The sequence below is a fragment of the Candidatus Villigracilis saccharophilus genome (assembly GCF_016711665.1).
In genome coordinates this window covers 1-12,822 of sequence record NZ_JADJSO010000034.1, presented here as the reverse complement: position 1 = coordinate 12,822, position 12,822 = coordinate 1, and the positions used below count along the sequence as shown (strand labels likewise).

At 46.0% G+C, this 12,822-nt stretch carries 17 protein-coding genes; 13 read left to right on the top strand and 4 right to left on the bottom strand.

What is annotated here, in order from left to right; genetic code table 11:
- Positions 1–50: 50 nt before the first annotated feature.
- A complete protein-coding gene (locus tag IPL17_RS11740) occupies positions 51–431 on the bottom strand; it encodes a hypothetical protein (protein ID WP_345307278.1) in 381 nt (126 codons plus the stop codon).
- 182 nt (positions 432–613) lie between these two features.
- Between IPL17_RS11740 and IPL17_RS11735 the strand changes: the two genes are divergently transcribed.
- On the top strand, positions 614–1,162 hold the full coding sequence (locus tag IPL17_RS11735) for a DeoR family transcriptional regulator (RefSeq protein WP_345307277.1): 549 nt from the start codon (positions 614–616) through the stop codon (positions 1,160–1,162).
- Positions 1,163–1,234: 72 nt separating this feature from the next.
- Here IPL17_RS11735 and IPL17_RS11730 read toward each other — a convergent pair whose 3' ends face one another.
- Positions 1,235–2,056: a copper chaperone PCu(A)C gene (locus IPL17_RS11730; protein ID WP_345307276.1), complete on the bottom strand. Its 822-nt coding sequence runs from the start codon at positions 2,054–2,056 to the stop codon at positions 1,235–1,237.
- A gap of 231 nt (positions 2,057–2,287) precedes the next feature.
- Here IPL17_RS11730 and IPL17_RS11725 point away from each other — a divergent pair, with 231 nt between their 5' ends.
- The 12 genes from IPL17_RS11725 to IPL17_RS11670 all read left to right on the top strand — a co-directional run bounded on the left by IPL17_RS11725 (position 2,288) and on the right by IPL17_RS11670 (position 11,762).
- Positions 2,288–3,325, top strand: a complete 1,038-nt coding sequence (locus tag IPL17_RS11725; protein WP_345307275.1) for a sulfite exporter TauE/SafE family protein — start codon at positions 2,288–2,290, stop codon at positions 3,323–3,325.
- A gap of 19 nt (positions 3,326–3,344) precedes the next feature.
- Positions 3,345–3,560, top strand: coding sequence for a cation transporter (locus IPL17_RS11720; protein WP_345307274.1), 216 nt, complete (start codon positions 3,345–3,347; stop codon positions 3,558–3,560).
- A gap of 118 nt (positions 3,561–3,678) precedes the next feature.
- Positions 3,679–4,134 carry a copper chaperone PCu(A)C gene (locus tag IPL17_RS11715; protein ID WP_345307273.1) on the top strand — a complete coding sequence of 152 codons (456 nt, stop codon included), beginning with the start codon at positions 3,679–3,681 and terminating at the stop codon, positions 4,132–4,134.
- A 325-nt stretch (positions 4,135–4,459) separates the two neighbouring features.
- Complete coding sequence (gene rarD, locus IPL17_RS11710; protein WP_345307272.1) at positions 4,460–5,356, top strand: EamA family transporter RarD; 897 nt, start codon at positions 4,460–4,462, stop codon at positions 5,354–5,356.
- Positions 5,357–6,364: an NAD-dependent epimerase/dehydratase family protein gene (locus IPL17_RS11705; RefSeq protein ID WP_345307271.1), complete on the top strand. Its 1,008-nt coding sequence runs from the start codon at positions 5,357–5,359 to the stop codon at positions 6,362–6,364. It begins immediately after the preceding gene.
- A gap of 14 nt (positions 6,365–6,378) precedes the next feature.
- Complete coding sequence (locus IPL17_RS11700; protein ID WP_345307270.1) at positions 6,379–7,578, top strand: 6-phosphofructokinase; 1,200 nt, start codon at positions 6,379–6,381, stop codon at positions 7,576–7,578.
- A gap of 204 nt (positions 7,579–7,782) precedes the next feature.
- Entirely contained in the window at positions 7,783–8,808 is a 1,026-nt protein-coding gene (locus IPL17_RS11695) for a prenyltransferase (protein WP_345307269.1), read from the top strand.
- A 134-nt stretch (positions 8,809–8,942) separates the two neighbouring features.
- Positions 8,943–9,257 carry a hypothetical protein gene (locus IPL17_RS11690; protein ID WP_345307268.1) on the top strand — a complete coding sequence of 105 codons (315 nt, stop codon included), beginning with the start codon at positions 8,943–8,945 and terminating at the stop codon, positions 9,255–9,257.
- A gap of 363 nt (positions 9,258–9,620) precedes the next feature.
- Positions 9,621–9,857, top strand: a complete 237-nt coding sequence (locus tag IPL17_RS11685) for a hypothetical protein (RefSeq protein WP_345307267.1) — start codon at positions 9,621–9,623, stop codon at positions 9,855–9,857.
- Positions 9,858–10,744: 887 nt separating this feature from the next.
- Positions 10,745–10,900 (top strand): hypothetical protein, encoded by a 156-nt coding sequence (locus tag IPL17_RS11680; RefSeq protein ID WP_345307266.1) that lies wholly within the window; start codon positions 10,745–10,747, stop codon positions 10,898–10,900.
- Positions 10,897–11,334 carry a UbiA family prenyltransferase gene (locus IPL17_RS11675; RefSeq protein ID WP_345307265.1) on the top strand — a complete coding sequence of 146 codons (438 nt, stop codon included), beginning with the start codon at positions 10,897–10,899 and terminating at the stop codon, positions 11,332–11,334. Before IPL17_RS11680 ends, IPL17_RS11675 begins: the two co-directional genes overlap by 4 nt.
- The gene (locus tag IPL17_RS11670) at positions 11,331–11,762 is read left to right on the top strand and encodes a hypothetical protein (protein ID WP_345307264.1); all 432 of its coding nucleotides are present in this window, start codon (positions 11,331–11,333) and stop codon (positions 11,760–11,762) included. The genes IPL17_RS11675 and IPL17_RS11670 overlap by 4 nt, the downstream gene beginning before the upstream one ends.
- Positions 11,763–11,875: 113 nt before the next feature.
- On the opposite strand, the gene IPL17_RS11665 is transcribed toward IPL17_RS11670, so the two are convergent.
- Both IPL17_RS11665 and IPL17_RS11660 read right to left on the bottom strand, forming a co-directional pair.
- Positions 11,876–12,052 carry a hypothetical protein gene (locus IPL17_RS11665; RefSeq protein WP_345307263.1) on the bottom strand — a complete coding sequence of 59 codons (177 nt, stop codon included), beginning with the start codon at positions 12,050–12,052 and terminating at the stop codon, positions 11,876–11,878.
- Positions 12,053–12,186: 134 nt separating this feature from the next.
- Positions 12,187–12,465, bottom strand: coding sequence for a hypothetical protein (locus tag IPL17_RS11660; protein ID WP_345307262.1), 279 nt, complete (start codon positions 12,463–12,465; stop codon positions 12,187–12,189).
- Positions 12,466–12,822 lie beyond the last annotated feature (357 nt).

Sequence of the window (12,822 nt, the reverse complement as noted above, 5' to 3'; positions counted from 1 at the left end):
GCGTTTTTAAGAAAATTAGCACCTTAATCTATTGTTGACAGGGTTATCAGCTAGATTCCCTGAACAAGTTGGATGAAGTTATCACTACGCATTGAATTAAGTTGTTGCTGAGAGAAAATATCTACTGCATTATCATTAGAGTGGAAGATGATCATGCGCAGTTTGGTCATGTTTGAAAAACTGGTTAGCATTTTGTATACTTTTTCGATCTTTAGGCTGCCATTCTGCCCCATGACAACAACTTCTGGGTTTTTCGAAATAATATCATTTACTAACACATCCTCATTTTCGAAATTAACAGTTGAAACATCAAGGCTTGACTCTGAACTGATCAAACAAACTACACCTTCATCAAGCAGGGAACCACTATTTACAACAACAACGCCATGAGGTGAGTCTGAAGAAATTTCCTGAAAATCATTGAGAGCCATACTGAACCTCCGTTTACAAATTAAAAAATGAATGAGCGCACTTTTGTCTAAGTTTCAAATCTGATACAATTCGTTTTAATGTGATTTCTATTGCAGATTTTCTATATTCGACAGATGATAAAATGTGATAAATAGTGATAAACTTATCCAACTTTATCATACCTGTTTTCAGGAGTCAAGCCATGAAAAATTTATCCCCCCGTCAACGAGAAATAATAAAACTCGTTCAAGAAAAAAAAGATATCTCCATTGAGGATTTACGCCTGGCTCTTCAGATTTCCCAAGCTACCGCATATCGTGAGATCCAGGAACTTTCCCAAATGGGGTTGGTTGCAAAAATCCCCGGCGGGATTAGCCAAGTTGAAACAACCTCAACACGATGCGTCCAATGTCGAGGTGAGACGAATGCCAGGACCACATTTATCATTGAGCAGACAGATGGAAAGAAATTATCGGCTTGCTGTTCTCACTGCGGGATGATGGCGCTGGCGAACAATTCAAACGTCAGCACTGCCATGACCGTTGATTTTATTTATGGAAAAATGCTCAATGTCAGCCAGGCTTGGTATGTGTTAAACAGCTCAGTAACGCTATGCTGTAGCCCATCAATACTTAGTTTTTCAAATCGTGAAGATGCAACTCGTTTTACTCTGGGATTTGGGGGCGAGGTGATGGATTTTCAAAATGCACAAAAAAGCCTCAATAGGATGATGACCTTGATCCAAATTTAATTTATATTTCTTTGTAAGAGCAAAAAATCCGCCGAGTTTTATCTCGGCGGATTTTTTGTTATCCGGGGTTGTTTATTCCATACGAACTTCAACAGGAACGGTAATCTCTCCCGACTTTTCGAAGACCAATGTCAGGTCAATAGTGGCGCCGGGTTTGAATACATCGTCTTTTCGCATGATACACATGACATGTAGCCCGCCGCTCTTCAATTCGACCTCGCCGCCAGCTGGGATTTCGATTGGCTTATCCATCAAATTCATACCCATCGTTCCATCGCTCTTCATGACCATCTCGTGTAATTCGATCGATCCACAGGCTGGGCTTGAACCGGACAATAAATTGTCCGACGCATCCCCGTTGTTCTTGATTACCATGAAGATACCGCCGGCAGTTGGCATATCCATGGATGGCCGCCCCCAACCGTTTTCAATTGTCAAAGATGGGACGGCGCGTACTTCAACAGGAACTGTGATCTCGCCTGATTTTTCGAAGACCAAAGTCACATCAATATTGGTTCCAGACTTGAACACGTCATCTTTCTTCATAATGCACATGATATGCAGGTCACCGCTCTTTAACTCGACCTGGCCGCCAGCCGGTATTTCGATTGGCTTATCCAACAGATTCATGCCCATTGTGCCATCGCTTTTCATGACCGTCTCATGCAATTCGATCGAACCGCAAGCCGGGCTTGAGCCAGAGATCAAATTATCAGGAGCTTCTCCGTTGTTCTTGATCACCATGAAAATTCCGCCCGCGGTAGGCATTGATGGAGAGGGGCGTCCCCATCCATTTTCAATAGCGATCGTCGGAGTGGTGGCTGGAGCGCAACCTGTGACCACGGAAACGAAAAGCAGACAAAGTACCAATCCCTGCACCAAACGTAATTTCATTTTAAGCCTCCTAGTTTTATTTATGAGAAATGTGATAATCTTTGAGAAGATTGTAAGAATTTTATCATTTTTCTTTATTACCACAAGGTAATAAATTACATAATTTACGTGACAAACTTCATATGTAAAATTTACCGTGTTTCCGCTCTTGTTCTGAAAAATTATGATAATATTATTCCGTTTTATTGATATTTATCAACTTAATCGTGCTTGTTCAACTAAGAGGAATATATGGATCTAATCGTTGCATTCATTACTGGATTGACCACTGGAGGCTTGGGATGTCTTGCCGTTCAAGGCGGATTGTTGACGAGCACCCTTGCGCATCAGATCGAGCAGGACATGCAGGCGCATAATGGCGCCGGCTCGACACATAAATTCAAACCACACATCGCCCAGCCGATCTTATTCTTTCTTTTAGCCAAGTTGATCGCTTACACGATCCTGGGCTATTTGCTTGGTGCGGTTGGATCAGTCCTCCAACTTACGCCATTTATGCAGGCCATCCTCTATTTCGCAATTGGCATCTTTATGATCGGTAATGGTCTGCGCATGTTCAATGTGCACCCCATCTTCCGATATTTTGTGATCGAACCGCCTTCAGCCCTGACGCGGTACATTCGCCGTAAATCAAAGAATGGCGCGTCATTTTTTACCCCGTTGTTGCTCGGCACACTGACGATTTTCCTGCCCTGTGGGGTGACGCAAGCCATGATGGCGACCGCCCTTGGCACAGGTTCGCCTATTCAAGGCGCGATCCTCATGTTCTCATTTATTCTTGGTACATCACCGCTGTTCTTCTCTGTTGCTTACTTTGCCACCCGTTTAGGCTCAGCCATCGAGAAGTACTTTACGCGTATCGTGGCTGTGACCATGCTCATCATGGGATTGGTTCAGATCGATACTGGACTTAACTTATCGGGCGCATCCTTCTCATTATCCAGAACCGTTAGCATACTTCAAGCCTACGCTCTGCCTGCCCAAACTGGCAGATCCATTGAAGTGAACGAATTTGGGTATTTTCCGCAGATCCTGCACCTGCCTGCCAATCAGGAACTTACCATAGAGTGGGTGACGCGCAACACGCAATCCTGCGCGCGATCTGTTGTCGTGCCTGGCCTTGAATACCAGAAGATCCTCCCAGTGACCGGGCGTACTGAATTCAATATCCCGCCGCAGGAAAAAGGTGCTATTATTCGCTACACCTGTTCCATGGGAATGTATCCAAGTCAATTTGTGTTTGACTTGGAGCCGACAGAAACCAATTAGAAAAATAATGGATGTGAATATGAAGAAAATCTTTAACGTCCCCGATATGACCTGTCCCAACTGTGCTATGCATTTGGAAGGTTTGGAAGATGAAATTCCCGGCGTAAAAAGCATTACAGCCAGCTATAAAAAATTGACCATGGAAGTTGAATTTGATGAGACGAATCTGACCATAGAACAGATTATTCTTGCGGCGAATGAGATCGGCTATCATCCCGAACTCAAACCTTCCTGATATATTTTTTCTTAAAAAGAAAGTATAAAAACGGGATGGCAAATCAAGTATTCATTTGCCATCCTAATGTTTTATTCAAGCAAAAGCCTCCCAACTTAAGAAAATTTAGGAGTATATGATGAAAAAATATTTGACATTTGTTTTAATGCTGGTTTTTTTCCTGACAGCCTGTTCCACTGCCTCTCCCGTTCTTTCACAGGCCGGGATCGAAATCTACGAACCTTACGCGCATGCTGCCGGCGTAGGGGAAACTTCCGCTGCATATATGCGTGTTAAGAATACCGGCAGCGAAACGGATACTTTGTTGAGCGCGACCTGCGAACAGGCAATGATGGTGGAGGTTATGGAATCCATGATGATGGAAGGCGATGTTATGTCCATGGGTGATGTGCCCGGCATTGACCTGCCCGCTGGCAGGAGCGTGGAATTGAAACCTGGCAGTTATCACATCATGCTGATGGATATGAAACAGGAATTAATTGCTGATTCCACGATCAGCCTTACACTCGAATTTGAAAAAGCAGGAAAGATCGTTTTGGAAGTGCCTGTGTTGGCGCTTGGAGCTACTCCATAAAAACATTATTTTCCAGAATTAATTTTATTTTTAATTATCGCTCAAATGTTTGCTAAATTCGCAAGCGCTTGAGCGATAATTATTTAAGCGTTGCCCGAATATTTGCTGGTGTATCTAATATTCTCCGCTTATACTCTTGCCATATATCAAAGTTCGATTCGAATAAACGCCGAAAACGCGGATATATGCCCTCTTTCTCAACCCACAAAGTGTCCCGCGGCTCATACGAGTAGTTTTCAGTAGAGAGAAATAGCCGAAATCTTCGTCAAAACGAAACGACGGAGATTTTAAGTGTTAAATTATATGATTTTCTTAAAGGAGTTAAATGAACAAAGGAATTTTGTATGGAATCGGCGCATATCTTGCCTGGGGATTCTTCCCCATTTACTGGAAGTTTCTTCATCATGTCCCTGCCATTCAACTGATCGGGCACCGCATCATCTGGTCGTGCCTGCTATTGCTGGTGGTCATTGTCCTCACCAAACAATGGGATGAATTTCGCAAGACGGTTAACCTAAAAGTACTGCGAATTTATACAATTGCCGCCATCCTGATCGGTATCAACTGGCTGGTTTATGTTTGGGCTGTCAATTCAAATTTTATTGTGGAAACCAGCCTCGGGTATTTCATTAATCCGCTCTTTAGCGTGTTGATGGGAGTTATCTTCCTTAAAGAGCGCCTGCGTTCCGCCCAATGGATTCCTGTTGTTCTTGCCGCTATCGGCGTGACCTACTTAACTTTTATATATGGCCGCCTGCCCTATATTGCCCTGACGCTCGCTTTTTCATTTGGCCTGTATGGACTCGTCAAGAAGCTTTCGCCGCTCGGCTCTCTGTACGGCCTGACCATAGAAACTGCCATCCTCTTTGTTCCCGCATTCATTTATTTGATCGCGATGGAAGCCAACAGCACCGCCGCATTCCTCCATACCGGTACCAGCTCTGACTTGCTGATGATCGGCGCGGGGGTTGTCACTACGATTCCTCTGCTCATGTTCGCTTCTGCGGCCAAGTCAATTCCATTATGGGTTGTTGGCTTGCTTCAGTATATCGCCCCCACCATTCAATTTTTACTTGGCGTATTTCTATATAAGGAACCGTTCAGTCAGCATCAATTGATCGGTTTTGGAATTGTATGGGCTGCATTGATCTTCTTTGTCGTGGAAAATTACCTTGCCAACCGGGCTACTGTGGACCCGATTCCTGAAATGGGCGAGGGGTAAATGAAATTTCTTTTTATCGGCGGCACAGGTGTAATTTCCTCTGCGTGCAGCGATCTCGCAATTGAGCGCGGTCACGAGTTGTTTCTTTTGAATAGATCTGTGTCAACGAAATACCCTGCGCCCAAACACGCGACTATTCTACAGGCAGATATCCACGCTGACCCGCAGTATCTTTCTGCGCTGTTGGCTGGTCATCGCTTTGACGCAGTCGTGGACTTCATCGCATTTTCGCCGCAAGACATTGAACGTGATATTTCCCTTTTTCGTGATAAGACGGATCAATTTGTATTCATCTCATCAGCCAGCGCTTATCAGAAGCCAGTGCAAAATTATCTCATTACCGAAGAGACTCCGCTGGAAAACCCGTTTTGGGAATATTCACGTAATAAGATCGCTTGCGAAGATTTATTGATGAAAACATATCGCGCTGACGGCTTTCCTGTCACCATCATTCGCCCCTCGCATACTTATGGCCCATCGCAGATCCCCCTTTGCCTCACTAGTTGGCGGCATCCTTGGACAATCATTGACCGCATGCAGCGCGGTCAAAAAATCATCATCCCCGGTGATGGCACCTCGCTTTGGGTGCTCACCTGGCATGCTGATTTCGCCAAAGGGCTGGTCGGTTTATTGGGTGAGAAAAATGCTGTTGGTGAAGTTTTTCAGATAACATCTGACCAGGTATTGAGTTGGAATCAGATCTATCTCGAAGCGTATCAGGCTCTCGGTCAGGCCAGGAACGTGGTTTACATCCCCAGTGACTTTGTTGCGCGATTTGATAGTGAAGCGGTGGGAAGCCTGATCGGTGATAAATCGAACAGCGTAGTTTTTGATAACAGCAAGATCAAAAAATATGTGCCTGATTATCGTTGTGAGGTTACTTGGGCGGATGGCTTGCGCCGCTCCCTGGCATGGTTCGAATCCCACCCTGAATTTCAGACCATTGATATGGAATCAAATTTAATTTGGGATAAAATAATTGCAGGATACGAAAAGCCATTTTCATAAATAGCGAGGATAAAATGACAAATAAAAAGAAGGGTGTGATCGGTATTCTAACCGGGGGCGGCGATGTGCCAGGCTTGAATCCTGCCATTCGTGCAGTGACCATTCGTGCACTGCGTGAAGGCTATCAAGTCGTCGGGTTCCGCCGCGGGTGGGGTGGTCTGGTGGATGTGATTCGCGAGAAGGATGCTGATAATAGCAATAATTATCAGATCCTGACTGAAGAGATCGTCAACAGGGCGGGTCGAACGGGCGGCACATTCCTGCATAGCTCGCGCACCAATCCGAGCAAGGTTAAAAAAGGAGATGTCCCGCTGCACCTGCGTGATAAATATACAGAGGAACGCAATGACTTAACTCCTGAGGTGCTAAAAAACCTCGCCTTCCTCGGCGTGGATTACCTGATCCCCATTGGCGGCGACGATACCCTTAGTTATGGTGTCCGTCTGTATAAGGAAGGCTTCAAAGTGGTTGCCATTCCGAAAACGATGGATAACGATGTGCCCGGCACGGATTACTGTATTGGGTTTAGCACATGCGTGACCCGCACTATTTCACTGACCAATAGTTTGCGGACCATCGCCGGTTCGCATGAACGTTTTATGGTGCTTGAGGTGTTTGGACGTTATGCAGGTTTTACCGCCATGCTGCCGACGATGGCTGGAGCGGCAAACCGCTGTGTGATCCCGGAGTATAAATTTAATATCGACCATTTGACAGAAGTGATGGTAAAAGACCGCGACGCCAACCCAAGTCATTATTCCGTGATGCTGATCTCAGAGGGGGCCATGTATGAAGGCGGCGAAATGGTCTTCAAGGACGGTACCACTGATGCGTATGGCCATGCCAAGCTGGGTGGGATCGGCGACCTGGTCTCGGCGCAGATCAAGGATCGTTCAGCCAAATACAACAAGGGCAAGACTGTGGATGTGATCAATCAGAAACTTGGTTACATGGTGCGCGGCGGTGACCCGGATGCGATTGACTCGATCGTGCCGATGGCGTTTGGCAATCTGGCTCTCGACCTTGTGTTGAGCGGTATCCACGGCAGGCTGGTGGTCTTGAAGAACGGCCGCTACGACAACATGCCTTTGGACATCATCACATCAACCAAAAAGATTGTTGATGTAAACCGTTTTTACGATACAGACCGTTACCGTCCCAAGTATGAAAACTTCGAGATGAAACCGCTCTTCATCATGACCAGTGAATTGTAAATCTCTGCTGGCTGTAACCCTTATTATAGAAATGTCGTTGCGAGCCGCGTTCTTGCACTTGGCGGCGAAGCAATCTGCTGTCATTAGGAGATTGCTTCGGGAGGAGTTCTCTCGCAATGACATTATTAATATGGAGAATTACTAATTATCGGTTATCTGACCTGATTTGAGTATAATTGTCCAAATTTCTTTTAGGAGTATGACATGAATTTTGCAATGTGGAAAAAAGCGTTGAATGTGATCCCAGAGGTTTCAAAGGAAGAATGGGCAGGGCTGGATGTGGTCTCCAGGTGGTTGATCTCGACCCGCGCGGCGGTTCTCGTAATGACCTTTATCTCTGCCGCACTGGCTGGCTTATTCGCCTGGCGTGATGGTTCTTTCAATTTCATCCCGTGGATCGCGCTTGTCTTTGGCTTGATCATGGCACATGCCAGCAATAATATCTTCAATGATTATACTGATTTCGTGCGCGGTGTGGATAAGGATAATTACTACCGCACCATGTACGGCGCGCAGCCGATCGCTTCTGGCCTGATGACCAAGCGCGAGCATCTGACATATTTCGCTGTGACTGGCATCCTCGCGCTCGTTGCAGGACTGTACCTGATCTTCATCAACGCCAACGACCCGACCATTTGGGTATTGCTTGGCGCGGGTGCGTTCTTTGTCTTGTTCTATACCTGGCCGCTCAAGGGACTTGGTCTCGGTGAGATCGCGGTCCTTGTGGTTTGGGGACCACTCATGATCGGCGGCGGCTATTACGTGCTAACTCATCAGTGGAATTGGTCGGTTGCGATCGCCAGCCTGCCGTATGTATTGGGCGTGACCACGGTCATCTTTGGCAAACACATTGACAAGATCAACGTGGATAAAGCCAAGAACATTCACACCCTGCCAGTGGTCATCGGTGAAAAAGCCGCGCGCTACGCTGTGATCGCCATGATGGTCCTGCCGTATTTATTCACAGGCTATCTGATTGCGATTAAGTTCTTCACACCCATCATGCTGATCATACTCTTCGCTATTCCCGCCCTGCGTGAAAGCCTCCCGCCTCTAACAAAGCCCAAGCCTGATACCCGTCCCGAAGGATTTCCTGACGGGCAGGGTGGGTGGCCGCTCTACTTCGCGCCCATCGCCTTCCGCAATAACCGCTCCTTTGGCTCGCTCTTCATGCTGGGATTGTTGGTCGATGTGGCACTAAGAATTTTCCTGCCAGCCTTCTGGCGATAAAGATTTTGGATTAAATAAAAGTCCCGAAAGATGAAAATCTTTCGGGACTTTTATTGATAGTAAAATATCGATAAATACTGTTTTATTAAGGATGGATTCTTTATCCAAATTCAGGCTGAATAGGTGGTTTTCCTTTGTCAAACAAAACAGATCAAATCGTTGGTAGAAATAAATTGATTTTGAAAAGAGTTGGATTAAGTTTGGTGACGATTTTCCCCCCATTTTTAGGTATTCTGATTTTGTTTTTGTCAAAGAAGCCACTAACTGGGACGGCATTTGCTCTAAGTTTCTTTATAGCTGGTTTTTATGGTGTGATTGTTGTCATTCGAAAAGAAATACCTATGGCATTGCGAAGTGTATATGGTAAATGGGCTGTGATTCAAGGATTAAGTGTTACTGTTTTTTGTTGGGGATCGGCCATATATTTCTTCTTGTTTGGCCTGAAATAATATCTAGCTACCTGACAGTTTAACAAAAGAGATGTTGATCGGCACGGAAATCGGGTAAAGTTGTTTTGCGACAAACGATTTCACCTGGAGGTTCCAATGCCGATCAACGAGACCTATCGTACTTGGATTCAACGAATTTGTGAATTGCGGCCGAGCAAAAATTACCCAAGTTCAAAACTTTGTTTGGCTGTTGGTTGGTATTTTTTCATAGTCATTCAAGTAAAACAACCTCATGTAAAGGTGGCGGGGGAAAGTGATCGAGTCCTGCCAAGAATGTAAATATCACTCGGAGATTGAGTCGTTTCCTAGCGAGACTCTGCGATAGAAGTACGCAGTTGGTACAAACCGATTGCAAAGTGTTGGATGCAGTCCCAATTTGAATGGGTCGGCGAGATCCGTCTGATCGTGGACGGCACCAAAGTTGGGTTTGGTCACCAACTATTGATGGTCAGTCTGGCCTATCGAAAACGAGCTGTGCCGATCGCCTGGTCTTGGGTCAAGCATGTCCGTGGACACAGCACTGGCAAACAACAGGTGCGTCTGCTCAAGTACGTTAGAAGCCTGTTGCCCAAAGACACCTGTTTTTCTGGTCGGAGATAGCGAATTTGGCTCGATTTTCGTTCTGCGACAGCTGGATCAATGGCGTTGGTTCTATGTGCTGCGCCGAAAACGGGAACCTGGTCTCTGGATCAATGAACAGCTCAGCTGGCGAGGAGTTGGGTAGCTTTGGACGAATGGATCATCCCGGACAGAACCCACGCTTGGTTTCAGAAAGCCTGCCTGACTAAAAACGGGATCTATCGGTGTCAGCCTTGGTTTATTGGCAGGATCGGCGAAGGGAACCTTGGTGTTTGGCGACCAATCTGCGGACCAGACTTTGACGGTTCGTTAAAATTTATCGTCGTCGCGTGTGGATCGAAGAAATGTTCGGCGACTTCAAAAACATGGCATGATTCGATCTCGACATACTATGTTGCGACACTAGCACCTCGTTTATCTCGTTTGACTTTAGCCGTTGCACTTCTTTTATGTTTGGCTCGTTTCAACCAGAAAGAGGGTCGTACGCTCGAGCTGGATTCGTCATTTGGTGGATCGAATAGATCGCCGTGACTGAACTCTTCCAAATCGGACTGCGTTTCATCGAAAGAAATTTGATTCGCTCTATTCGAATTTCGGTATTACTTTGTACACGTTATTGAAACTGTCAGGTGACTAGAATAATATTAGAAATTAACTTTATTTAATTTACTCTGTCATTATTATCTTTTTGAAGTTGGTGGGTTGTTGAAAGAAACAGAAAATTTTTAGGGCTTTTCATATTCATTATTCAGGCATAAGTATCCTATTTCACAAAAGAGTTGTATAATCCCGCACGTTCGTAACTTTTTATTTACACAAGAGTTTGATTGGGAAATTACCATCACGACACTTGGACACCAAGACACGTTAATTCCCAATTAGACTCCAGTACTATTCAAGGAGAGAAAATGCACATCAACTTTGCCATGTGGCGCAAGGCCTCATGGGAACTCATCAAAATGGACAATAAAAAAGAGTGGGATGCAACAATCTATTCCTGCATCATCGCTGGTTTCCTCGCCTGGCGAGATGATTACTTTCCTGGCTGCCGTGGATCATTGTGACCCTTGAAAGCTTGTTCATCGCGCCCGGCACGAACAACCTGCTCAATGACTACACCGATTTCTCGCGCGGCGTGGATAAGGATAACTACTTCCGTACACAATATGGCGTGCATCCGCTCGTGCAAAAATTCTGGACGAAGGAAAACCAGATCAAGTGGTTCATTGTCAGTGGGGTGTTGGCTACACTTTCAGGCATATTTGCCTTGGTCTACACAAGTTTCAATCCCTATATCATCGGCTTGTTCGCCTTTGGTGCGCTTGTTCTATTGTTCTATACATGGCCGTTTAAATATTGGGGCATCGGTGAGTTGTCCATCTTCCTGATCTGGGGACCGATCATGATCGGGGCTGTGTATGTCCTCGCCCTCGGTTCTGGCGGCGACATCTCCAACGTGTTCAAGGTTGCGCTTGCAGGCGTCCCTTTTTTGGTTTGAGCGTTGCAAGTATTAACATCGGCAAGCATATTGATAAGATGGAAGATGATAAGAAAAAGGTGTCGGCATTCCCTGTGCGCGTCGGTCAGACCTTTGCACGCTACGCAAATATTGCCTCCATTGTCATCGCGTATGGTGTTATTTTTTTATCTGGTTGCCACTGGATATTTTCCACGCTGATGCTGTTGGTCATCTTTGCCGCGCAGCGCCATATACGCAGTCGCAGTATTGACCAAGCCGCGCCCCGATGCCGCGCCCAAGGATTTGAAACTTTCTGGCCCACCTGGTTCTCTGGCTTTTGCTTCTATCACAACCGCATGTTCGGCGGCCTCTTCATCCTCGGAATTTTCCTCGATACCGTTGCCCGCAAATTAATGTTACCGATCAACATTAACATGCTTGGCGCAATTGCCTCGGGATTGGTTTGATCTACGCAGTCGTTCAAATGCAAATGGCGAAGGCGAAAAGGTGCAAGTGTAAAGTCAAAAAGGAAATGAGTAATAAGTGAGAAGTAAAAAAGGCTCTGAGTTTATCAGAGCCTTTATACTCGTTTCTCCTCCTCATTCCTCATCACTATATCTGCCACCTCCAGCCATTCATCTTCCCCCTTCAAAACCCCAAACGCGATCTTCCCTTCAGGTGTGAACGCCGCATATTGATTATCGATCAGATGATGACTCCCAAAGGAAGGATTTGGACTCACAAGCGACTCAAACATTGGGGTTTCATCCACATACCAGACAACGCGCTTCTCGCTCCACTCTAGCCTGTATCTGTGCCATTGGTGACATCCACGCCTTGACTCTGACTCTGGGTCCGACGGCTTGCTGTCGTGACATTCGTCAGTGAAAACTATCTTCTTGAATCACCTTGCTTAATAATTTTTCTAGCAACTTTCCGCGAGAAGGGCAGCACAAGCCCAGCCAAAATCAACAATGGATGTAACATCGGCGAACGAAATATCTGCGCCATAAATCCATTTGCGAGCAATGCGTGGGCAAACCCTTGTGGTTGCCCCCTCTTTGAATGATAAATAATTTTCCTTTGACCCATAAAGAACCACACTGCTTCGGCAGCATCGGCAAGCGGAACGGACGCCCGCCAAACCCAACGATAACCCGAATGGATCATTCCACAGGCTAAGCCTCATGTCCCAGCGACAGAACTGCTTGAGACTTTTGCACGCAGGCTGGGGCTTAGAGTCCGATGCGGAAACTTATGCCGAGGGAGTTGGGAATAGTCATCGAGCTGGGCACTCTCGATAGCTGGAGATCCCCTTTCTGTATTCTCAACCTCCAACCGATTTTCGGTTTTCCAATTTTGCATTTTGTGTTGCTCTTCCATTCATCCTTCATCCTTCACAATTCATCATTATCTATTCACCAACCCAGATCCCAACCAGAGATCACCGCGCCTCCTAGAATTGAAACGAGCGTGACTTTCATTCAAAATGATCGCAGCCACCACCATGCTCGTCGGCGGCTCGAC